This window comes from Flavobacterium sp., assembly GCF_039932285.1.
Taxonomy (GTDB): Bacteria; Bacteroidota; Bacteroidia; order Flavobacteriales; family Flavobacteriaceae; genus Flavobacterium.
The window spans coordinates 1-21,009 of the sequence record NZ_JBDTQE010000012.1; the positions used below are offsets into that span (position 1 = coordinate 1).

General features: G+C 31.4%; 22 protein-coding genes. 9 read left to right on the top strand and 13 right to left on the bottom strand.

The features are described from left to right. From ABI549_RS04070 to ABI549_RS04085, 4 genes are all read right to left on the bottom strand, one after another. The coding region (locus tag ABI549_RS04070) for an FAD-dependent oxidoreductase (RefSeq protein ID WP_348075176.1) at positions 1-731 on the bottom strand (731 nt) is incomplete at its 3' end. A 76-nt stretch (positions 732-807) separates the two neighbouring features. Further along, positions 808-1,098, bottom strand: coding sequence for a type II toxin-antitoxin system RelE/ParE family toxin (locus tag ABI549_RS04075; RefSeq protein ID WP_348075177.1), 291 nt, complete (start codon positions 1,096-1,098; stop codon positions 808-810). Continuing rightward, positions 1,088-1,333 (bottom strand): hypothetical protein, encoded by a 246-nt coding sequence (locus ABI549_RS04080; protein WP_348075178.1) that lies wholly within the window; start codon positions 1,331-1,333, stop codon positions 1,088-1,090. Before ABI549_RS04080 ends, ABI549_RS04075 begins: the two co-directional genes overlap by 11 nt. Positions 1,334-1,418: 85 nt before the next feature. Further along, complete coding sequence (locus ABI549_RS04085) at positions 1,419-1,877, bottom strand: Lrp/AsnC family transcriptional regulator (protein WP_348075179.1); 459 nt, start codon at positions 1,875-1,877, stop codon at positions 1,419-1,421. Positions 1,878-2,139: 262 nt separating this feature from the next. Between ABI549_RS04085 and ABI549_RS04090 the strand changes: the two genes are divergently transcribed. After that, a complete protein-coding gene (locus ABI549_RS04090) occupies positions 2,140-3,342 on the top strand; it encodes an aminotransferase class V-fold PLP-dependent enzyme (RefSeq protein ID WP_348075180.1) in 1,203 nt (400 codons plus the stop codon). A gap of 68 nt (positions 3,343-3,410) precedes the next feature. Here the strand turns inward: ABI549_RS04090 and ABI549_RS04095 are convergent, their stop codons facing one another. Continuing rightward, positions 3,411-3,731: a hypothetical protein gene (locus ABI549_RS04095; RefSeq protein ID WP_348075181.1), complete on the bottom strand. Its 321-nt coding sequence runs from the start codon at positions 3,729-3,731 to the stop codon at positions 3,411-3,413. A gap of 23 nt (positions 3,732-3,754) precedes the next feature. Continuing rightward, positions 3,755-5,977: a LamG-like jellyroll fold domain-containing protein gene (locus ABI549_RS04100; RefSeq protein ID WP_348075182.1), complete on the bottom strand. Its 2,223-nt coding sequence runs from the start codon at positions 5,975-5,977 to the stop codon at positions 3,755-3,757. Positions 5,978-6,130: 153 nt separating this feature from the next. Here ABI549_RS04100 and ABI549_RS04105 point away from each other — a divergent pair, with 153 nt between their 5' ends. Continuing rightward, positions 6,131-8,281, top strand: coding sequence for a response regulator (locus tag ABI549_RS04105; protein ID WP_348075183.1), 2,151 nt, complete (start codon positions 6,131-6,133; stop codon positions 8,279-8,281). Between the two features lie 76 nt (positions 8,282-8,357). Here the strand turns inward: ABI549_RS04105 and ABI549_RS04110 are convergent, their stop codons facing one another. Further along, positions 8,358-10,049 (bottom strand): amino acid permease, encoded by a 1,692-nt coding sequence (locus ABI549_RS04110; protein ID WP_348075184.1) that lies wholly within the window; start codon positions 10,047-10,049, stop codon positions 8,358-8,360. A gap of 189 nt (positions 10,050-10,238) precedes the next feature. Between ABI549_RS04110 and katG the strand changes: the two genes are divergently transcribed. The 4 genes from katG to ABI549_RS04130 all read left to right on the top strand — a co-directional run bounded on the left by katG (position 10,239) and on the right by ABI549_RS04130 (position 13,909). Continuing rightward, the gene (gene katG / locus ABI549_RS04115; protein WP_348075185.1) at positions 10,239-12,455 is read left to right on the top strand and encodes a catalase/peroxidase HPI; all 2,217 of its coding nucleotides are present in this window, start codon (positions 10,239-10,241) and stop codon (positions 12,453-12,455) included. A 173-nt stretch (positions 12,456-12,628) separates the two neighbouring features. Continuing rightward, on the top strand, positions 12,629-13,270 hold the full coding sequence (locus ABI549_RS04120; protein ID WP_348075186.1) for a peroxiredoxin: 642 nt from the start codon (positions 12,629-12,631) through the stop codon (positions 13,268-13,270). A gap of 70 nt (positions 13,271-13,340) precedes the next feature. After that, a complete protein-coding gene (locus ABI549_RS04125) occupies positions 13,341-13,649 on the top strand; it encodes a thioredoxin family protein (protein WP_348075187.1) in 309 nt (102 codons plus the stop codon). Positions 13,650-13,651: 2 nt separating this feature from the next. Further along, the gene (locus ABI549_RS04130; RefSeq protein ID WP_348075188.1) at positions 13,652-13,909 is read left to right on the top strand and encodes a hypothetical protein; all 258 of its coding nucleotides are present in this window, start codon (positions 13,652-13,654) and stop codon (positions 13,907-13,909) included. 34 nt (positions 13,910-13,943) lie between these two features. Here the strand turns inward: ABI549_RS04130 and ABI549_RS04135 are convergent, their stop codons facing one another. The 6 genes from ABI549_RS04135 to ABI549_RS04160 form a co-directional block, all read right to left on the bottom strand. After that, positions 13,944-14,318: a DoxX family protein gene (locus ABI549_RS04135; RefSeq protein WP_348075189.1), complete on the bottom strand. Its 375-nt coding sequence runs from the start codon at positions 14,316-14,318 to the stop codon at positions 13,944-13,946. 67 nt (positions 14,319-14,385) lie between these two features. Next, the gene (arsB, locus tag ABI549_RS04140; RefSeq protein WP_348075190.1) at positions 14,386-15,417 is read right to left on the bottom strand and encodes an ACR3 family arsenite efflux transporter; all 1,032 of its coding nucleotides are present in this window, start codon (positions 15,415-15,417) and stop codon (positions 14,386-14,388) included. 1 nt (position 15,418) lies between these two features. Continuing rightward, positions 15,419-16,033 carry a protein-tyrosine-phosphatase gene (locus tag ABI549_RS04145; RefSeq protein ID WP_348075191.1) on the bottom strand — a complete coding sequence of 205 codons (615 nt, stop codon included), beginning with the start codon at positions 16,031-16,033 and terminating at the stop codon, positions 15,419-15,421. A gap of 7 nt (positions 16,034-16,040) precedes the next feature. Continuing rightward, entirely contained in the window at positions 16,041-16,652 is a 612-nt protein-coding gene (locus ABI549_RS04150; RefSeq protein ID WP_348075192.1) for a class I SAM-dependent methyltransferase, read from the bottom strand. Between the two features lie 12 nt (positions 16,653-16,664). Next, entirely contained in the window at positions 16,665-17,138 is a 474-nt protein-coding gene (locus ABI549_RS04155) for a DUF6428 family protein (RefSeq protein ID WP_348075193.1), read from the bottom strand. Positions 17,139-17,156: 18 nt separating this feature from the next. Continuing rightward, positions 17,157-17,480 carry a metalloregulator ArsR/SmtB family transcription factor gene (locus ABI549_RS04160; protein ID WP_348075194.1) on the bottom strand — a complete coding sequence of 108 codons (324 nt, stop codon included), beginning with the start codon at positions 17,478-17,480 and terminating at the stop codon, positions 17,157-17,159. 165 nt (positions 17,481-17,645) lie between these two features. Here ABI549_RS04160 and tpx point away from each other — a divergent pair, with 165 nt between their 5' ends. Genes tpx through ABI549_RS04175 form a run of 3 tightly spaced genes read left to right on the top strand, consistent with a single transcriptional unit; the run spans position 17,646 to position 21,009 of the window. Then, a complete protein-coding gene (gene tpx, locus ABI549_RS04165) occupies positions 17,646-18,143 on the top strand; it encodes a thiol peroxidase (protein ID WP_348075195.1) in 498 nt (165 codons plus the stop codon). Position 18,144: 1 nt separating this feature from the next. Further along, entirely contained in the window at positions 18,145-18,525 is a 381-nt protein-coding gene (locus ABI549_RS04170) for a diacylglycerol kinase family protein (RefSeq protein ID WP_348075196.1), read from the top strand. Positions 18,526-18,549: 24 nt separating this feature from the next. Then, on the top strand, positions 18,550-21,009 hold the full coding sequence (locus tag ABI549_RS04175) for a DNA translocase FtsK (RefSeq protein WP_348075197.1): 2,460 nt from the start codon (positions 18,550-18,552) through the stop codon (positions 21,007-21,009).

Consider the following 21,009-nt stretch of genomic DNA (forward strand, 5'->3'; position numbering starts at 1 on the left):
TTTCTTTCTACCGATTTTACTTTGTGAGAAACGTAGAATTTCATTCCTTGTTTTTTCAACACTTTTGTCAATTCTTTAGATAAACCTGCATCCATTCCTGGAATAATTCTGTCCATATATTCTACTACTGAAACTTGTGCTCCAAGACGAAGATATACTTGACCTAATTCGATTCCGATAACGCCACCACCAATAATTACTAGATGTTTAGGAACTTCTGGTAATTTTAATGCTTCGGTAGATGTGATAATTCTTTCTTTATCTAATTTGATAAAAGGCAAACTTGATGGTTTAGAACCAGTTGCAATAATGATGTTTTTAGCTTCAATAACTTCTGAAGTCCCGTCTGCTTTTGTAACTTTTACATGAGTTGCATCTTCAAATGAACCTAATCCTTCGAAAACGGTTACTTTGTTTTTATCCATTAAAAATTTCACACCACCAGAAGTTTGATCAACAACGGCTTGTTTACGAGCAATCATTTTTTCTAGATTTACTTTTACTTCTCCAGAAACTTCGATTCCGTGGTCTGCAAAATGCTGTAATTCTTCGTAATGATGCGATGATGCTAGTAATGCTTTTGATGGAATACAACCCACATTTAGACAAGTTCCGCCAAGAGTTGCATATTTTTCGATAATTGCAGTTTTGAAACCTAATTGTGCGCAACGAATTGCCGATACATATCCGCCTGGACCTGAACCTATAATGACTACGTCAAATGAACTCATAGTATGTGTTTTTTTATTTTTAGTACTGCAAAATTACGAATTTTATTGCAATGACAATGGTAAAAATTAAGAGCAATTATTGTTTTTTTATTGGATCTCTAGAAGTGTGAAAAATGGAATGAATTAGAATTTCATTATTATAAATTTCATAAATAATCACAAACGGAAATTTTACCAATGGTAGCTCTCTAAAATAGGGTTGTTTTTTTATTTGAAATAATTCAGGATTTGTTTCTAAAATTTTGAAATAACCTTTTAGATAAATTAAAAAATTCTTTCCTAAACCTTTTCTTCTATTCTCGAAAAAAGCTATAGCATTATCAATTTCAATTTCTGCTAATTTTAAAATTTGAATTTTAAAAGCCATATTTATGGTTCAAACGAAGTTCGACTTCTTCCCAAGAATTCGTTTTTTTGTTTGTAGAAAAATAGTCTTCTCGTGCTTCAGAAACTATATTATAATGCTCATCAGAAACTAAAGAAATATTTTCTTCATTGTTTATTGCATCAAACACACCTTCAAGAACTTCGAGTTTGGTGTCATCTTGGATAAATTTACTAAAATCCTTGATGAGTTTCTTTCTAATTTGAGCTGTTTCCATTATTTAAGTGTATGGCTTTATAACAAAATTACGAATTTTATTGCAATGACAATGGTAAAAATTTATACCAATTATTTAAAAAAAATTAAATTTCGATAACTGTTGTGTTTTTTACTTCAGAAATCATAAATGTACTGTGTGTACTACCTATATGTTCTAATGTTGTTAATTTTTCTACTAGAAATTCACGATATTCTTCCATATCTTTCAGAACGATTTTTAGAATATAATCGTAATCTCCACTCACGTGATGACATTCCAGTACTTCGTTAAGTTTAATAACTTGGCTTTCGAATTTTGTTAAGAATTCTTTTGTATGTTGAATTAGTTTGATGTGACAGAAAACTACAAATCCTTTTTCAATCTTTTTTCTGTTTAATAAAACGACATATTTTTCGATAATACCTTCACGCTCCAGTTTTTTCACACGTTCGTAAACGGCTGTTACAGAAAGATTTAATTTTGATGAAAGTTCTTTTGTAGTTTTTTTACTATCGGTTTGTAATAGCTTTAATAGATTTTTGTCGATTTCGTCTAAATTCATGATTTTAAATTTTCTAAAAATGATTAATTATTGTCAGTTTTAATGTTTAAAAAATTACAAATATATAAAAATATAGTTTTATTTTCTATTTTAATTTATTTGTATTGTAATTAAATCTAATATTTTGTTTTTTTGATGATTATTAGTTAATAATTGAAATATCCTAGCCCTGATAGTAACGATATCCTTTTTGTCTTGCCTTTTCGGCAGACAAAAAGATAAAGTGGATAGCAGGAATAGCTCCTAAAAAATAGATAAAATTATGAAAAATTTTAATCCCGCAGACAAAATACAAGATTTACAATATTTTGGAGAATTTGGAGGTGTAAATCCATCTATTTCAGACAGTTCGACTTATACGTTTTTGTCGGCAAAAACCATGTTCGACACTTTTGAAGGCAATGCCGAAGGTTGTTACTTATATTCTCGTCATTCTTCGCCTAGTAATTTATATTTAGACAAAGCACTTGCTGCGATGGAAGGCACGGAAACTGCTAACGTAGCAGCTTCTGGAATGGGCGCCATTACACCAACGCTTTTGCAATTGTGTGGCAATGGTGATCATATTGTTTCGAGTAGAACTATTTATGGGGGTACTTATGCTTTTCTGAAAAATTTAGCACCACGATTTGGTATCAAAACTACGTTTGTAGATATTACTAAATTGGATATTGTTGAAGCTGCCATTACGACAAATACGAAAGTTTTGTATTGCGAAACGGTGAGTAATCCTTTGCTTGAAGTGGCTGATATTGCTGGTTTGGCAAAAATTGCGATTAAACATGATTTGAAATTAGTGGTTGATAATACTTTTTCGCCATTGTCGGTTTCTCCTGCTAAATTGGGTGCCGATATTGTGATTCATAGTTTGACTAAATACATCAACGGAAGTAGTGATACTGTAGGCGGTGTGGTTTGTGCTTCGCAAGAATTTATTAATGATTTAAAAAATGTAAATTCTGGCGCTAGTATGCTTTTAGGTCCAACTATGGATAGTTTGCGTTCTGCAAGTGTGATGAAAAACCTTAGAACTTTGCATATAAGAATGAAACAACACAGTCATAATGCGATGTTTTTGGCTCAGAAATTTGAAGAGAACGGAATAAAAACGGTTTATCCAGGTTTGAAATCTCACCCAAGTCATGAGATTTATTCAGGTATGATTAACCACGAGTATGGTTTTGGTGGTATGATGACTATCGATGTGGGTTCTCTTGATAAAGCTAACGAACTAATGGAACTCATGCAAGAAAGAAATTTAGGTTACCTAGCAGTAAGTTTAGGTTTTTATAAAACTTTGTTTAGTGCACCAGGAACTTCTACCTCTTCTGAAATTCCTTTGGAAGAACAAGAAGAAATGGGATTAACAGACGGATTAATTCGTTTTTCTATTGGATTAGATAATGATATTGCTCGTACTTATGAAATGATGCATGCTTGCATGAAAGAATTGGGAATTTGGTAATTCAAATTCATATAACTAAAAATCCCGTCTTGTGATAAACTTGACGGGATTTTTTATTTCATTGAAGGCTATTTGATGAATTCTGAGAGTTTTAATGTCTTACCACACATTTCTGGAGTGATTTTAAAAATAACATCTCCTTTTTTACCTTCGTTTGCCCATCGAACTTCTTTTCCTATATTGCAACCAATACTGGTTTTAGAGCCTTTATTTAACGAAACAAAACCTGTTCCAGTATGAATAGATACTTTGTCTTTTGTGTCATTTATTAATGAAAAGCTAGATTCAAAATATATTGTTTTTTCTATTCTGTTTGTTGGTAGTATGTTATCAGCGTTATCAAATGACGATAAGATTACGATACCAAGAAGTAAGATTATTTTTTTCATGATTTCTATTTTTTATAAATGTATTAATTTTTTATTATTTTTTTAATTCCAATTTTGCCTTCTGTGGTTTTTACTTGTAACAAATACATTCCTGTCGATAGTTCTGAAATATCAATTGTTTTTGCGGTAACTGATTTGATTTTTCTTCCATCTAATGAAAAAATCTCCATAGTGTCAATGCTTTTGGTACTGCTCACATTAATAATACTATCACTTGGATTTGGATAAATATTAAAATTAGAAAATTCGTTGAAAGATTGAGAGCTAAGTACAGATCCAAATTCATAAGCACCCATATCTACTGTAGTATTATAAATTCTTTGATTTCCTAATAAATCTACTGTTCCAATAACATTTGTATTATTTCCTGTATTAATAGCTGGAGAACCAGAATTTAATTGAAAATCAGATAAACTTATAAATGATGGATTTGCAGTTATAATATTCTGTTTTGTGATAATAGTTGAAAAGTTATCAATGTCTAATGAATTATTTACCGTTGTTGTAGCTGTTGAAAATGTATCGGCTATTCTATTAACTGCTTTTGCAGTTGCTCCACCTATTTCTTGATTGTTCCAGAAAATACAATTGTTAATTTGGGAATTTATGATAGCAGTTCCTCTTTTTTCAAGACCAATTGTTGCTCTATTTAACGTAAGTGCATTGGTTCCAGCGTCAATATTATTTACATAAGTATTATTTGTAAAATTAGTATTTATGGTAGAACCATTAGCGTAGGCTCTAAACCAACCTGCACTTCCTGCGTATCCAAGACTTGCGCCGTTATCAATAGCTTTATTCGTGTCAAATAATGAATTTGAAATGTTAACATTTAGAGTATTTATAGTTGATGTATTTGTGTACAAATAGAAAGTTGTTGCATAAGTTGCTAGATTATTTTTAAATTCGGTATTTTCTATAGCTAAGCTTTTAGTTCCTCCAACAGTATATGGACTTAATAAACATGCAGCAGCGTCTAAACTAACATTATTCTTAAAGATGCAATTTTTAATAGTAAAATTAGTCACATTAGCATCTTTTGTTATGGCTGCACCTGATTTGTCTGCGCCCGAACTCCCACTAGCATGAGCATCTGAAAGTGTTAAACCATCTAAAACAATATTATTAGCATTTGCCTTAATAATATGATAGGAGTTGTCGTTTCGTAAAGTATTCGTGAATGTGATATTTGCATCATCATTTCCTGATAAATCACCTGATAAAATAGTTGGATTTGTTCTCCAATTTCTTTCTGACAACTGTGTTTCATTTCCAATAAACCCTCCAAATATATTTATACTAACAGGAATAACAAAAGAAGCATTCCTGTCTGACGCATGAGGCTTATATACTCCTTGTGCAATCCAAATTTCTTGATTATTTGCTGCATTTAATGCTGTTTGTAAGCTCGTGTATGCGTCTAACCAGCTCGAACCGTTATTTGCTCCAGTTGCCGCTGAATTTACATAGAATCGACTTAAAGTACCAGAATATTCATAAAATAGAGAATTAATTTCGGTAGTGCTTAGTGCTCTATTATAAAAACGAATATTATCTATTGCTTCAGTAAAATTTGGTGTTCCTCCACCAATTGTAATTGTAAGATTTGGCGATGGATTTAAATAAATTAAAGCTAAACTTGAAGCTCCACCGGTGTGGGCTGAATTCTGAAATATTTTATCTACGAACAGTGATACTTGTGGACCAAATGTCCATCCGCCAGAGAAAAATTGTAATTTATCTACTGTACAAACAATATGATGCCATTGATTGTCAGCGATAACACTACTTTCAACAGAAATTTCGGGAGTTATTACAGCTCCGTTTATTAAAGATTTATTTTTTAATCTAATTTTTCCGTTTACTAAAATCACATTCCATCCATAAGGGCCAAACCCTGCAGGCCCATATTGAGAAATCATGTTTCTCTCGGAACTATCATTAGTATTTGTTTTAATCCAAAAACTTACAGACATATTTCCGGCCATATCTACATTTGTGATTGTGCCTCTTTTACCTGCGTCAAATTTATCGGAATTAACCAATATAGCATCGTTTATATTGCCAATGGGGTCCATCGTATTTATTCTTGAACTTCCTGTTGGAACTAAATCGGAATTACCAGGCGAAACATCATTTGTTAAGCTTCCATTTGTAAATAAATAACGTTTGATAGCATCATTTGGAATTTGTGCTACTAACGTTGCTGAGAATAAAAAGGCTAAAAAGAATAGTTTTGTTTTCATGTTTTTTTCATTTATTGTTATAGAACAAATTTGAGGTATTTAGATATTCTGAATGAATCAAAATAGAGTCATTTGGTTCATTCATCGTTTATTCATGTCATATAACTTCCATTTGATTCAGAATCGCTTTTATTTGACTTAAATAGTATATTTTTGATTCATTTAATTCAATTTTTGAAATGCATCAAAATGGTAAAAAGCAGGTATGAATCATTAGTGTCATTAGGAATTCGTAATTCGATACAATCCAATTCAGAAATTAAAAGAATTAAACTGTTCAATACGTTTTGTTATTGTTGGTATACAACTGCGGTTATTTTACTATTGAATTATTTAACAAAAACACCTATCCTTTATTTGAATGTAGTGGTTCATTTTGTACAATTAGTTATCATCATTTTGTCTCAATATTTGCATTCAAAAGGAAAATATGAAATAGGACGATTTATGTTTGCTTTTATGTTAATTGTCAATAGTTTTGTCTTTGGGAACTTCCTGAAAAAAGGACAATTGTTAGAATTTTATTTAATTTTAGCACCAGCAGTGAGTTTAGTACTTACAGACAACAAAAAAATAAACTATAGTATTTTTACGGTCGCTTTTCTTTGTTTTGCTTTCCCCAACTATTTTTTCAGACATTATCCAGGCATTAATTTTTTTGGTCCGGCTTTAACATGCTTGTTTTTCTTGTATTATATTTTGGTTAATTATTTTAAAAAAGAAAACAATCAAATTGAAAATCTGTTAGAAGTAGAACGCGATAAAGTGGTTGCTGATAAAGTCATTCTTGAAGAACAAAAAAATAAACTGGATAAGTTGAATGAATTCAAATCACATTTCTTTGTCAATTTTTCACACGAAATCAGAACACCATTAACCTTAATTCAAGGAAATGCCTCTAGAATCAACTTGAAAGGTTCTACTGAAGAAAATCAAGAGAAAATTAATATCATTAATAATCAGGTAACACAAATTCAGAATATTATTAATAATATTATTGATTTGAGTAAAATTGATTCTAATGAATTTACCATTGATAGTAAAAAAGTTGCTTTGCGTCCTTTTTTAGAAAAACATTATCTCGACTTTAAAGAAGTATTTCAGAAAAAAGAAATTCAGTTTGATTTAAAAATGACTATTCCTGATGTTTTAGTTTTTATGGATGAAGAGTTAATGTCGAAGTCTATTAATAATTTATTGTCTAATGCTTTAAAATTTACGTCTAAAAAAGGAGCGGTTGAAATTCTTGTTTCTTTAGAACAGGATTTGATTATCACCATAAATGATACAGGAATTGGAATCCCAGAATATGACTTAGACAAAGTATTTGATCGTTTCTTTCAATCGAAGAATGACATCACAAAAAGTCAAGGCAGTGGTATAGGACTCTCTTTTACACAAAGTATTGTCGAAGCGCATCAATTTAAAATTTCGTTGACTAGCGTTGCCAACAAAGCAACTTCATTTAAGATAACCATTCCTAAAAAAGCAATCGAATACGGTTCTGCTACTACAGCAATCAATAATTCCCTAATTGATATCGTTCCCTCCAAAAGAATTTATGAGCGTAAATGTACATCTTTCAACAGGTCAATCCTGATTGTTGATGATAACGAGCAAATGCGTGATTATTTAAAAGACGTTTTAGAAGGTTACCAAATTACCGAAGCAGAAAACGGTCAAGAAGCGATAGAAATTTTGCAAAAACAAACATTTGATATTGTTATAACAGATTATATGATGCCTGTTTTAGATGGAGAAGGACTTGTATTGAAAATAAAAGAACAAGAACTAAAAACCCCCATTATAGTACTTACAGCAAGAAGTGATCAAGAAGGAAAACTCAATATGCTTCGATTGGGTATTGACGGGTATTTGAATAAACCTTTTATAGAAGAAGAATTGCATTTAATGATTAAGAAGTCTTTAAATTCTCTAGATTCGTTACATGCTTTCGAGACTACTTTAGCGACAGAAGAAAAAGAAAGCTTGTCGGTTTTTGCCAATAAATTTAACCTTGAACTCAACGATCTTATTTGTAAGCACATGCATTCACCAACTTTTGGTGTGGAAGATATTGCATTACATTTGAATATTTCTAAAAGCACATTAAATAGAAAAACGAAGGCTATTTTAGGTCAAACAACTCAAGAATTAATTATGGAAGCTCGTTTTCAAAAAGCCAAAATTTTACTGTTTGAGAATCCTTATGCTACCAAAAAAGAAATTGCAGAAAGTATTGGAATTAGTAATGCTACTTATTTTTTTACTAAATTAAATGAACGCTTTGGAAATTTAATTTAAGATAAGAGTGTCAATAAAAAAATCCCGTCTAAGTTTAGTCAAGACGGATTTTTTATTTCAAATAATTTAACAAATTTTAAATAGAATCTTTTAGCTTTGTTAAATTTAATTTACTGTTTTTATATCCATAAATAAAGTAAAATACCAATCCTATAACTAACCAACAACCAAACCACATCCAGTTAGAAACTGCCATTCCTGTTAGCAAATAGCAACAAGAAACCAATCCTAATAATGGAATTAATGATAAGTTTTTAGTAAATGATAATACCATCATAACAGCACAAACTATTAGAAAAACTAACATTGGTAAGTTAGTTGCCATTTTTCCATCAGAAAAATCGAGAATATTGGTAAAGAAATCTGGCACATATTTTATGGTTAACACAGTTCCGATAATGACCAGTAAGGGAAAAATAAACTTAGAATTTACATAAGGAATTCTAAACTTCCCTTTGGTTGCGCGTTCTTCTAATTCCGCTTCGCTTTGTGGAGAAAGCATCAAAACCCCACCACAAACTAAGACAAAAGCAAATAAAGTTCCGATTGATGTAAAATCTAATACAAAATTTTCATCGGTAAAGAATATTGGAATTCCAACAACCAAACCAGTTACAATTGTAGCAAAACTAGGTGTTTTGTATTTCGGATGAATTTCAGAAAATTTCTTTGGCATCAATCCATCACGAGACATTGTCATCCAAATTCTAGGTTGTCCCATTTGAAAAACCAACAATACACTTGTCATGGCAACAACTGCTGCAATAGATACAATAAACAGCATCCATTTTACACCTTTTAATGCAAAAATTTCTGCTAACGGATCACTTACACCAAGTAATTCATAGGAAACCATTCCTGTAATAACTAATGCTAAAACTATGAAAACAACGGTGCAAATTACTAATGAATAAATCATTCCTTTAGGTAAGTCACGTTGTGGATTTTTACTTTCTTCTGCCAATGTAGAAACAGCATCAAAACCAATATAAGCAAAGAAAACAGCCGAAACTCCTCCCATTACACCGCTAAAACCATTAGGCATAAAAGGCGTCCAGTTATCAATATCAACATAAAAAGCGCCAACTACAATTACTAATGCAATAATAGCTAACTTTATATAAACCATTATGTTACTAAAATTTTTAGATTCTTTTGTTCCGCGATATACTAAATATGTAATTAGTAAATTGATGACAACTGCAGGTAAATCGAAAATTATTTTTAATCCGCCTATAACTGGTGCATTTTGCCAAGCCATTAAACCTTCATCACCTTTGCTAGCAAGAAAAGCATCTTGTGCTGATTTGTAATTGATTGTGAGCCATTCGGGTAAATGAACTCCAAATGTTTCCAGCAAATTAGTAAAATAACCACTCCACGAAAAAGCAATATATATGTTACCTATAGAATATTCCATAATTAATGCCCAACCAATAATCCAAGCAAAAATTTCTCCAAAAGATACATAAGCATAAGTATAGGCAGAACCCGAAACAGGTACACGTGAAGCGAATTCGGCATAACACATAGCGGTAAATCCACAGGCAATAGCACACATTATATATAATAAAACTACTGCTGGACCACCTGAAAAACAAGCGTTTCCAATAGCACTAAACGTTCCTCCACCAATAATAGCTGCAATTCCAAAAAAAGTTAAATCCTTAACGGTTAGTACTTTATTAAGACCCGAGCCTTCGTGATCTCCGCCTTCTAAAACTATTGCTTTTGTTGATTTTTTTCTGAATAAATTGGAAAATGACATAATTATTCTCTTAAGATTATCGAATTGTACTAAAAAACAAATATAACATAATATTGATATAATTTAAGTAATAAAATAAGTATAACAAAAAACTATTATTTTATAAATTAATATAATTAAAAATGATGTTAATACCTAGATTATTCTTTAACTTTATATTAAATATAAAATCAATAAAACTATCATATTATGGAAAACAACACAAACTCTTCTGGAGAAGGCAAATGCCCATTTTCAGGAGGAACCTCAAAACCAAGTGCTGGAAATGGCACAAAAAACAATGATTGGTGGCCTAATCAATTAAAATTAAATATTCTTCGTCAACATTCTGAATTATCTAATCCGATGGGAAAAGATTTCAATTATGCAGAAGCTTTTAAAAGTATTGATTACACTGCCTTAAAGAAAGATATTGTGGATCTAATGACTAATTCTCAGGATTGGTGGCCAGCAGATTACGGACATTACGGACCATTTTTCATCCGTATGGCTTGGCATAGTGCTGGAACTTATAGAATTGCCGATGGACGTGGTGGTGCGGGTTCAGGAACACAACGTTTTGCACCACTAAACAGTTGGCCAGATAACGGAAATTTAGATAAAGCTCGTTTATTACTTTGGCCAATTAAACAAAAGTATGGCAATAAGATTTCTTGGGCGGATTTAATGATTTTGGCAGGAAATTGCGCTTTAGAATCGATGGGATTTAAGACATTTGGTTTTGGTGGTGGTCGTGCTGATGTTTGGGAACCAGAAGAGGATATTTATTGGGGTTCTGAAGGAAAATGGTTAGATGACAAAAGATATTCTGGAGATAGAGATTTAGAAAATCCACTAGCGGCGGTTCAAATGGGACTTATTTATGTAAACCCAGAAGGACCAAACGGAAATCCAGATCCTTTAGCTTCGGGAAGAGATATTAGAGAAACTTTTGCTCGTATGGCAATGAATGATGAGGAAACTGTAGCATTAACTGCAGGAGGACATACATTCGGGAAAGCTCATGGTGCTGCAAATCCAGAAGAATATGTAGGCGCTGAACCTGCAGGTGCTTCAATTGAAGAACAGGGTTTAGGTTGGAAAAATTCATTTGGTACAGGAGTTGGTAATGACACCATTACAAGCGGAATTGAAGGGGCTTGGACACCAAATCCTACAAAATGGGATAACGATTATTTTAATGTATTATTAGGTTACGATTGGGAATTAACTAAAAGTCCAGCGGGTGCTCATCAATGGACTCCTACCGCTGCTTCTAATGCAAAAATGGCTCCTACTGCTGGAGATGCTTCTAAATCTCAAAGATTAATGATGACAACTGCAGATATGGCTATGAAATTAGACCCGATTTATGCGAAAATCTCTAAACGTTTTCATGAAAATCCTGATGAATTTGCTGATGCTTTTGCTCGTGCTTGGTACAAATTAACCCATAGAGATATGGGACCAATTGAATTATATTTAGGTCCGGAAGTACCTAAAGAAGAGTTAATTTGGCAAGACCCAATTCCGACAGTAACTCATAAATTGATTGACAATAACGACATTGAGATATTAAAATCTAAAATTGCAGAATCTGGACTTACTGTTTCAGAAATGGTAACAACGGCTTGGGCTTCGGCTTCTACTTTCCGAAATTCAGATAAACGTGGAGGCGCTAACGGAGCAAGAATTAACTTGGCACCACAAAAATATTGGGAAGTAAATAATCCAACTCAATTATCTAAGGTTTTAAACACATTAGAAGTAATTCAAAAAGCATTTAATGACACTCAATCAGATGGTAAAAAAGTTTCTTTGGCTGATTTAATTGTTTTAGCAGGTTGCGCAGGAATTGAAAAAGCGGCTAAAAATGCCAATCACGAAATTAAAGCTCCATTTACGCCAGGAAGAAATGACGCTTCTCAAGAACAAACGGATGTTGATTCATTTGCGGTTTTAGAACCAGAAGCAGATGGTTTTAGAAATTATTCTAAAGCTAAATATACAGTTTCTTCCGAAGAAATGTTGGTAGATAAAGCGCAACTAATGACTTTAACGACTACAGAAATGACTGTTTTAGTTGGTGGTTTACGTGTTTTAAATGCGAATTACAATCATTCTAAACACGGAGTTTTTACAAATAAACCAGAAACATTGACTAATGATTTCTTTGTAAATTTATTAGACATTAGTACAACTTGGAAAGCTTCAAATAATGACTCGTCTGTTTTTGAAGGAAGAAATCGTGCTACTGGAGAATTAAAATGGACTGGAACTCGGGTTGATTTAATTTTCGGTTCTAATTCAGAATTAAGAGCATTAGCAGAAGTATATGCTTGTTCCGATTCGAAAGGAAAATTCATCAATGATTTTGTAAAAGCTTGGAACAAAGTAATGAATTTAGATCGTTTTGATTTGATATAACTATCCAATTCTAATTGCAATAAATACAAACGTAGTCTGAAATATGGCTGCCTTTTTTATGGAATAGTTTTAATTTATATTGAAATAAGATAATATAATTAAAAGTTATTATTATAAATTGAGATAATAGCTACTTTTGCATCGTTAAAAAAATAACTTATAAAAATATAATTATGTCATTAGTAGGTAAAAAATTTCCAAGTATTGCAGTAGATGCTATTTCTGAAATGGGAGACAATTTAAAAATCAACATTTTTGAAGAAGCTACAAAAAACAACAAAAAAGTATTATTGTTTTGGTATCCAAAAGATTTTACTTTCGTTTGCCCAACTGAATTACACGCATTTCAAGTAGCTTTACCAGAATTTAACAAAAGAAATACTATCGTAATTGGTGCTTCTTGCGATACAAACGAAGTGCATTTTGCTTGGTTAAACACACCAAAAAATAATGGTGGAATAGAAGGTGTAACTTACCCAATTCTTGCCGATACAAATCGCAATTTATCAAATATTTTAGGAATTTTAGATATCGATTCTACAAGTTATAGCGAAGAAACAGATTCAATTATTGTTGAAGGATCTAACGTAACTTTTAGAGCAACTTATCTAATTGACGAAACTGGAAAAATTTTCCACGAAAGTGTAAATGATATGCCACTTGGTAGAAACGTAAACGAATATTTGCGTATGGTCGATGCTTATACACACATTCAAGAAAAAGGAGAAGTTTGTCCTGCAAACTGGGAAGCTGGTAAAGAAGCAATGAACGCTGACAGAAACAGTACGGCATCTTACTTATCATCAATGAACTAATAAATAACTTCAATTGCAATGTCAGTAATTTTGAATATTGACATTGCAATTGTTATTGAAATTGAAAAATATGTTACTAGAATTAGAAAAGGATAATTTAACCGAAATTGTTAATACAAATAATATTGTAGTCGTGCAATATTCTGCTTCATGGTGTGGGAATTGTAGAATTATGAAACCAAAGTTTAAAAAGTTGGCCTCAGAAAACGAAAGTGTAACTTTTGTAATTGCTGATGCCGAAAATTTTCCTGAATCAAGAAAATTAGCCAATGTAGACAATTTACCAACATTTGCTACTTTCAAAAATGGCGTGTTTGTAAACCAAACCCAAACTAATAAAGCAGAAGTTTTGATTGATTTTGTAAATGAAGTTATTTAATTATGAAATTACCAGTTATAAAACACCTTACTCAATTTATTGAAGATAATGATCAAGATTATCTCGTAGAAACTATTGAAGTATTAGAATCTCTAACAGAAGTTTCCTCTCTTAAAGATGAAGAACTAGATGTTATCGGCGAATTAATTTCTAATATGTACGGCGCACTCGAAGTACATAAAATGACAAAAGAAGGAAAAGATAAGAAACAAGCTTTAAACAATTTTATGAAACGAGTTTTAGGTTCGATAGATAAATAAAAAAAATGCTTCCAAAATTTTGGAAGCATTTTTTTTAGGCAATAAATAAGCTTTTATAATTCCCCCAATATCTATAAATCAAGAATAAGTTGCCTAAGAAAATAAATAAACCAATGGGTAAATTTTCGGGCGACATAAAAAGATTGATTAATAAGATATTTAAAGTTACAGGTAATATTATAATGTTTGCTAATGTTACATATTTACCAGATATGTAAGATATTCCGCAAAGTAATTCAAGTGCTTTTGCTAAAGGCATTAGATAAGTTGAGGCTATCAATCCTAAATTAAACGCTTTAAAAGCTCCTGTTGTTTCAGGTTCTGGGGCTAGTTTTAGAAAAAACATAGCAGAAGCAAAAACTAATAATGCTCCCAACAATACTCTTACAATAATTGTAGCTATTTTCATAATAGTTGTTTTTTGGTTATATCAAAGTTACTAAATAAAAACTTACAAACAGTTGATTTATAGTTGTTTATTTATAATATTTTTTTCTTAACCAGAATGCTACATTGACCAAAATAATCAAAGAAGGAACTTCAATTAATGGACCAATAACTCCTGCAAAAGCTTGTCCACTATTTATTCCGAAGACACCAATTGAAACGGCGATTGCTAATTCGAAATTATTTCCTGAAGCAGTAAATGACAAAGCTACTGCATCACGATAATTGGCTCCGATTTTCTTAGATACAAAAAACATCAAAAAAAACATTACTGAGAAGAAAATTACTAATGGTATAGCAATTCGGAGAACATCTAGAGGCAAATCAATAATCATTTCACCTTTTAAACTAAACATAATTACAATAGTAAAAAGCAAGGCTATTAAAGTAATTGGAGAAACAAATGGAATAAATTTTTGATTGAAAAATGTATCTCCTAAATATTTTTTAATCGAAAATCGAGTAATTATTGCCAACGCAAATGGAATTCCGAGATAGATTCCTACCGTTTGTGCAATTTCCGAAATGGTAATATTTAATTCTAACGCTTTGATTTTGAACAATGGCAACATAATTTCCAAATAAAAATAAGCGTATAAACTAAAGAAAAATACTTGTAATAGGCTGTTAATTCCAATTAAACCAGCTGTTAATTCTCTATTTCCCTCAGCTAATTCGTTCCAAACGATAACCATGGCAATACAAGGTGCTAACCCAATAATAATTAATCCAGTCATATACTCTGGATAATCTTTTAGGAAAAAAGTAGCCAACAAAAACATTAAAAATGGTCCAACAAGCCAAGTAATAATAAATGATGCTGTTAGTAATTTAGGTTTTTCAAACATTTGAGGCACTTTAGAAAAATCTATTTTGGTTAATGGTGGATACATCATCAATATTAAACCAATCGCTAAAGGAATATTCGTAGTTCCTGAAGAAAATGAATTGATAAAACTAGCAGAGCTTGGTATAAAATAACCAATTGAAACTCCAATAAGCATTGCTAAAAAAATCCATAATGTTAAAAAACGATCTAAAAATCTTAATCTTTTTTTCATCTTAATTATTTGTGATTTTTGAAAAAACAAAATACATTTCAGAAGCAATTTCTAAACTTCGTTCTTCATATTTTGCATTCATTAATTCTGTTCCGTCAAATGCTTTTGGATCGTTGTAACGAATAGGAAAACGCTTTTCTGCTCCTGCAATAAACGGACAACCTTCATCGGCAGAAGAACAAGTCATTATGGCTGCAAATTGAGAATTGGGATTAAAATCCACATCAAAAGTTTTGGAAAAACAAATAATGGGATGTTCGTTTTCATCATATTTTACTGAGTAAACTGGATTGTCCGTTTCGGATAATTTTTTAATTTGAAATCCTTGATTATTCAATGTTTCAAGAATTTTTGAAAAAATTGCTGTTGCTTCGGTTCCGCCAGAGTAACAAAATGTGTTTTGAATTCCGAAATGGAATGCCATCGTTTGTGCCCAAATTTGTGAGAAATGACTTCTACGTGAATTGTGAGTGCAAATAAAATTGAGTCTAATTTCCTTTTTGGCATCAACTTTTAATTGTATATAGTCAAGTAGAGGTTGCAAAATTTCTTTTCGTTCCTCTGATACTAAAATTTCAGCAATAGCTTTGATAGATGCTTTTAAATTAGGGTACATAATAATATTATTTCTTTAAAAAACTGCAAAAAATAAAATTTTGGATTGTTTCAAATGGCGTTTGATGATTTTCTGTAAAACAATTTAGAATATTAAAATCATTGCCAAAAACAGCATTAAATTTGCTTTCAGAGTATTGAAAAATTTCTAGGCCGCTACATTTTAATGGTCCGTTTTCAGAAAAAGTTCCAACAAATAAATAACCATTTTTAGCAATTGTTTGAGATATAATCGTGTTATATTTTGAAATATCTTCTTTGCTTGTAAGAAAATGAAAACTAGCTCTGTCATGCCAAACATCAAAAGTATTTTCTGGTTTAAAATCTAAAACATCAGAAATAATAAAAGTGACTTTTTCTGCTTTCTCACCTAATCTTTTTTTAATTTTATTTATAGCATTTTCAGAAATATCTAAAAGAGACAAATTGGTATAACCCAAATTTAATAAATGATCTATTAAATAACTGTCACCTCCTCCAATATCTATAATTTTAGCATCCTTAGCGATTTTATTATCGATAAAAAATTGAATTGATGTTTTTGGAAATTTTTGATACCAACTCACTTCGGTTTCTTGCTTTGTAGCAAATACTTTTTCCCAATGTTCTTTTTTATTCATAGTTAATGTGGTTTAGCAACAATTACTTTCAGGAGTACAACAACTTGTTTTTTCTTTCCATTCGCCAATTTTAACTTTCATTTTTTCGGTTGGAATTCCGCAATGATCACTAGCCAAACAAGTTGTTTCTTTTGGGGTTAAAATGAAATTTCCGTTTGAGAATTCCAATCCAAATTTTCCAATAGTACTTTCCATTTGATATTCAACTTCCAGTTCTAAATCTTGATCTCCAATCAATTTTTGTGAAGCATCAATGATTTTAAAGACTTTACTTGGTTCTAATCTATGTTCTAAATCTCCTGCAAACCAAACTTGGAAGGTTATTGATTTTTCCTCACGAATAGTATTACCACAATCAATGAAGTTTTTGGTTAATAATCCCATTTCGGTGATGTGAAAATGCGCTGGGACCATGGTTTCGTCTGGTAACATGATATTAAAAATTGCAACATTTTCTAATTTACTTTTAAATTCGGATAGTTTCATATTTTTTTATTTTTAACATTAGCAACATTTACTTTTTAATTTATGAGAAATTAGGCTAAAATGCTTTTCGATTTTTTGAATTGTTTCGTAATTAATGCAATAACAAATAGCAGTTCCTTCGATAGTTCCTTTGATGATGTTTGCGTTTTTTAATTCTTTCAAATGCTGAGAAATGGTGGGTTGTGCTAACGGTAATTCGTTTACAATATCACCGCAAATGCAACTATCAACAGACAATAAATAATCAACAATAGCCACTCTAGCAGGATTAGACAAGGCTCTGAACAAGGTTGCCATTTCGTTGTGTTCTACTGAAAAAGAATCGGATTTTGAGGCTCCCATAATTAGATTGTATTTATATATTGCAATATTACGATTAATAAATATAGTAATTTTAATTTTTAATGTTATTTTTTTTTCAAGAATCTATTTCAAAAATCATAATTCCTAAATTCTGTAATCCTAATTATTTTTACTACTTTTGAAACTCATTAAAATTATTCAAAAATGGCATCAATAACATTAGGCGGAAACGCTATAAATACATCAGGAAGTTTACCGCAAGTAGGTACAAATGCACCAGAGTTTAAATTAATAAAAAGTGATTTGTCAGTAGCTTCATTATCTGATTATAAAGGAAGTAGAGTAGTGCTAAATATTTTTCCAAGTATTGATACGGGTACTTGTGCTACATCAGTAAGAACTTTTAATGCTAAAGCTAGCGAGTTAGAGAACACAAAAGTATTGTGTATTTCTCGTGATTTGCCTTTTGCACAGAAACGTTTTTGTGGAGCAGAAGGATTAGAAAATGTCGAAAATTTATCAGATTTTAAAGACGGAAGCTTCGGAAAAGTTTATGGTCTTGAAATTACAGATTCTGTTCTTGCAGGTTTGCATTCTAGAGTTGTAATTGTTCTTGACGAAAATGGCGTTGTAAAATATAGTGAGCAAGTTCCAGAAATTGCTGATGAACCAAATTATGAAGCTGCTTTAGCATCATTATAATATGAGTGTCAAATTTGAAAAAGATAATACATTTGTAACAGGCCGTTTCAAAAGTATGGGATTTGCACTAAAAGGTGCAATTAAGTTAATTACGACAGAACACAGCGTTATGGTGCAATCATCTATTGCTGTGTTGATGATTATTTCAGGGTTTTATTTCCAAATTTCTAGAACCGATTGGATGTTTCAAATATTAGCTTTCGGGTTAGTTTTAGGTATTGAAGGGCTAAATACTGCTGTAGAAAAAGTAGCCGATTTTGTTCATCCAGATTATCATGAACGTATTGGTTTTATAAAAGACATTGCTGCTGGTGCAGTTTTCTTTGCAGCCATGACGGCAATTGCTATTGGATTAATGATTTATTTACCAATATTCTTATAGAAACAAAATATCGTAAATCTACTCATGGCAAAAGCTAAAAAAGAAGTAAACCCTATAGAACCTGAAGAAACGAATTTTTTAAGTCGTTTTAGTCCGTCTCGCCAACAAAAAATCACCATTGGTATTTTGTTGGTGCTAATTTCGATTGCTTTTGGGTTATCATTTATATCTTATTTCGTAAACGGAAATAAAGATCAAAGTGAATTAGGTAATTTTACTTCAAGAAATCCTGATATTCAAAATTGGCTAGGGAAATTTGGTGCTTTTGTGTCAGATTTCTTTATATATAAAGGCTTTGGAGTAGCCTCGTTTTTATTTGTTAGACTTTTGTTTTTAACAGGAGCATATTTAGTATTAGATTTAGCTGTAGGAAAATTAAAAAAGACTTGGTTTTGGGATATTTTTGTTATCATCATTTTATCTATTCTATTTGGATTTTTTGGTAATTATTTGCCAGAATTAGGTGGTGTTATTGGTTACGAAATGAATTTGTTTTCGCAAGATTATATAGGAAAATCGGGAACTTTATTAGCTTTAATTTTCGGAATAGTTATTTATTTAATTTTTAAAATAAAAGTATCTCCAGAAAAGATTAAAGGTTTCTTCGAGAAAACTAAAAAGGACATTACAGAAGAACTAAAACCAATAAACAATACAATTTCTACATATAATTTAGAAGAATTTGCTACTGATGAAGCAGCGGAATTGCCTATAAAAAAATTCGAATTTCAATCTGACGAAGAAGATTTAGGAGAAATCACTTTGAAGCCAGTTTCTCAATTCGAAATTAATAAAGAAAGCCTTAAACCTACAATTTCTAATGCATCAGAATTAATTTTAGAACCAACTATAAAAGAAGAGATTCTAATAGATAACAATAAATCACATGAAAATGAGTTTGTTATCGAAAAAGTAGAAGAAGAAGACATAGTAGAAGAAAATTTAGCCTCACGATTAGTGGCAGATTTTGGAGAATTTGATCCAACATTAGATTTATCAAATTTTAAATTTCCAGGAATCGATTTACTAAAAGACTATTCTTCTGGCGGAATTACAATCAATCAAGAGGAACTTGAAGAAAATAAAAATAGAATTGTAGAAACTTTACGCAACTATAAAATTGAAATTGCGCAAATAAAAGCAACCGTTGGTCCATCGGTTACTTTATACGAAATCGTACCAGAAGCGGGAATTAGGATTTCTAAAATAAAAAGTCTAGAAGACGATATTGCGCTATCGCTTTCGGCATTAGGAATTCGTATTATTGCTCCAATTCCAGGAAAAGGAACTATTGGTATCGAAGTGCCTAATAAGAATCCGAGTATGGTTTCTATGAAATCCGTAATTGGTTCGGCCAAGTTTCAAGAAGCCGAAATGGAATTGCCTATTGCTTTAGGAAAAACAATTTCTAATGAGACTTTTGTTGTCGATTTAGCAAAAATGCCCCATTTATTGATGGCTGGAGCAACAGGGCAAGGAAAATCGGTAGGATTAAATGCAGTTTTAACCTCGTTATTATACAAAAAACATCCAGCAGAAGTTAAGTTTGTTTTAGTTGACCCGAAGAAAGTTGAGCTAACACTTTTTAATAAGATTGAACGTCATTATCTAGCAAAACTACCAGATACTGATGAAGCCATTATTACCGATAATGCAAAAGTGGTTGCCACGTTAAATTCGCTTTGCGTAGAAATGGATAACCGTTATTCTTTACTAAAAGATGCCATGGTGCGTAATATTAAAGAATATAACGAAAAATTCAAGCAACGAAAATTAAATCCAGAAGCTGGACATCGTTTTTTACCTTATATAGTTTTGGTTGTCGATGAGTTTGCCGATTTGATTATGACTGCTGGAAAAGAAGTAGAATTACCTATTGCTCGTTTAGCCCAATTGGCTCGTGCTATTGGAATACACTTAATAATTGCGACACAAAGACCATCGGTAAACGTAATTACAGGTATGATTAAAGCCAATTTCCCCGCTAGAATTGCGTTTAGAGTTACTTCGAAAATAGATTCTAGAACCATTTTAGATTCAGGAGGAGCAGACCAATTAATAGGTCGTGGTGATATGTTATTTAGTAACGGAAATGATTTAGTTCGTGTACAATGTGCATTTGTAGATACGCCAGAAGTTGAGAAAATCACTGAGTTTATAGGTTCTCAGAAAGCTTATGCAACAGCTTATTTACTTCCAGAATTTGTGGGAGAAGATAGTGGCATACAACTTGATATGGATATATCCGAAAGAGATACTTTGTTTAGAGATGCCGCCGAAGTAATTGTAACAGCGCAACAAGGTTCTGCTTCATTAATTCAGCGAAAGCTAAAATTAGGATACAATCGTGCGGGAAGATTAATAGATCAATTGGAGGCAGCAGGAATAGTTGGTCCATTTGAGGGAAGTAAAGCTCGTGGTGTAAATATTCCGGATTTGGTCGCTCTTGAACAATTCTTTAATAATGAAAAAAATAATGATTAA

What these genes read in the sequence shown, in the direction of transcription:
- ABI549_RS04160 (WP_348075194.1), bottom strand. Translation starts at nt 17,480, where the DNA reads ATGGGAGCCTCAAAATCCGATTCTTTTTCAGTAGAACACAACGAAATG.
- ABI549_RS04175 (WP_348075197.1), top strand. Translation starts at nt 18,550, where the DNA reads ATGGCAAAAGCTAAAAAAGAAGTAAACCCTATAGAACCTGAAGAAACG.
- ABI549_RS04095 (WP_348075181.1), bottom strand. Translation starts at nt 3,731, where the DNA reads ATGAAAAAAATAATCTTACTTCTTGGTATCGTAATCTTATCGTCATTT.
- arsB (WP_348075190.1), bottom strand. Translation starts at nt 15,417, where the DNA reads ATGAAAAAAAGATTAAGATTTTTAGATCGTTTTTTAACATTATGGATT.
- ABI549_RS04125 (WP_348075187.1), top strand. Translation starts at nt 13,341, where the DNA reads ATGTTACTAGAATTAGAAAAGGATAATTTAACCGAAATTGTTAATACA.
- ABI549_RS04145 (WP_348075191.1), bottom strand. Translation starts at nt 16,033, where the DNA reads ATGTACCCTAATTTAAAAGCATCTATCAAAGCTATTGCTGAAATTTTA.
- ABI549_RS04080 (WP_348075178.1), bottom strand. Translation starts at nt 1,333, where the DNA reads ATGGAAACAGCTCAAATTAGAAAGAAACTCATCAAGGATTTTAGTAAA.
- ABI549_RS04100 (WP_348075182.1), bottom strand. Translation starts at nt 5,977, where the DNA reads ATGAAAACAAAACTATTCTTTTTAGCCTTTTTATTCTCAGCAACGTTA.
- ABI549_RS04150 (WP_348075192.1), bottom strand. Translation starts at nt 16,652, where the DNA reads ATGAATAAAAAAGAACATTGGGAAAAAGTATTTGCTACAAAGCAAGAA.
- ABI549_RS04130 (WP_348075188.1), top strand. Translation starts at nt 13,652, where the DNA reads ATGAAATTACCAGTTATAAAACACCTTACTCAATTTATTGAAGATAAT.
- tpx (WP_348075195.1), top strand. Translation starts at nt 17,646, where the DNA reads ATGGCATCAATAACATTAGGCGGAAACGCTATAAATACATCAGGAAGT.
- ABI549_RS04170 (WP_348075196.1), top strand. Translation starts at nt 18,145, where the DNA reads ATGAGTGTCAAATTTGAAAAAGATAATACATTTGTAACAGGCCGTTTC.
- ABI549_RS04075 (WP_348075177.1), bottom strand. Translation starts at nt 1,098, where the DNA reads ATGGCTTTTAAAATTCAAATTTTAAAATTAGCAGAAATTGAAATTGAT.
- ABI549_RS04090 (WP_348075180.1), top strand. Translation starts at nt 2,140, where the DNA reads ATGAAAAATTTTAATCCCGCAGACAAAATACAAGATTTACAATATTTT.
- katG (WP_348075185.1), top strand. Translation starts at nt 10,239, where the DNA reads ATGGAAAACAACACAAACTCTTCTGGAGAAGGCAAATGCCCATTTTCA.
- ABI549_RS04085 (WP_348075179.1), bottom strand. Translation starts at nt 1,877, where the DNA reads ATGAATTTAGACGAAATCGACAAAAATCTATTAAAGCTATTACAAACC.
- ABI549_RS04135 (WP_348075189.1), bottom strand. Translation starts at nt 14,318, where the DNA reads ATGAAAATAGCTACAATTATTGTAAGAGTATTGTTGGGAGCATTATTA.
- ABI549_RS04110 (WP_348075184.1), bottom strand. Translation starts at nt 10,049, where the DNA reads ATGTCATTTTCCAATTTATTCAGAAAAAAATCAACAAAAGCAATAGTT.
- ABI549_RS04155 (WP_348075193.1), bottom strand. Translation starts at nt 17,138, where the DNA reads ATGAAACTATCCGAATTTAAAAGTAAATTAGAAAATGTTGCAATTTTT.
- ABI549_RS04120 (WP_348075186.1), top strand. Translation starts at nt 12,629, where the DNA reads ATGTCATTAGTAGGTAAAAAATTTCCAAGTATTGCAGTAGATGCTATT.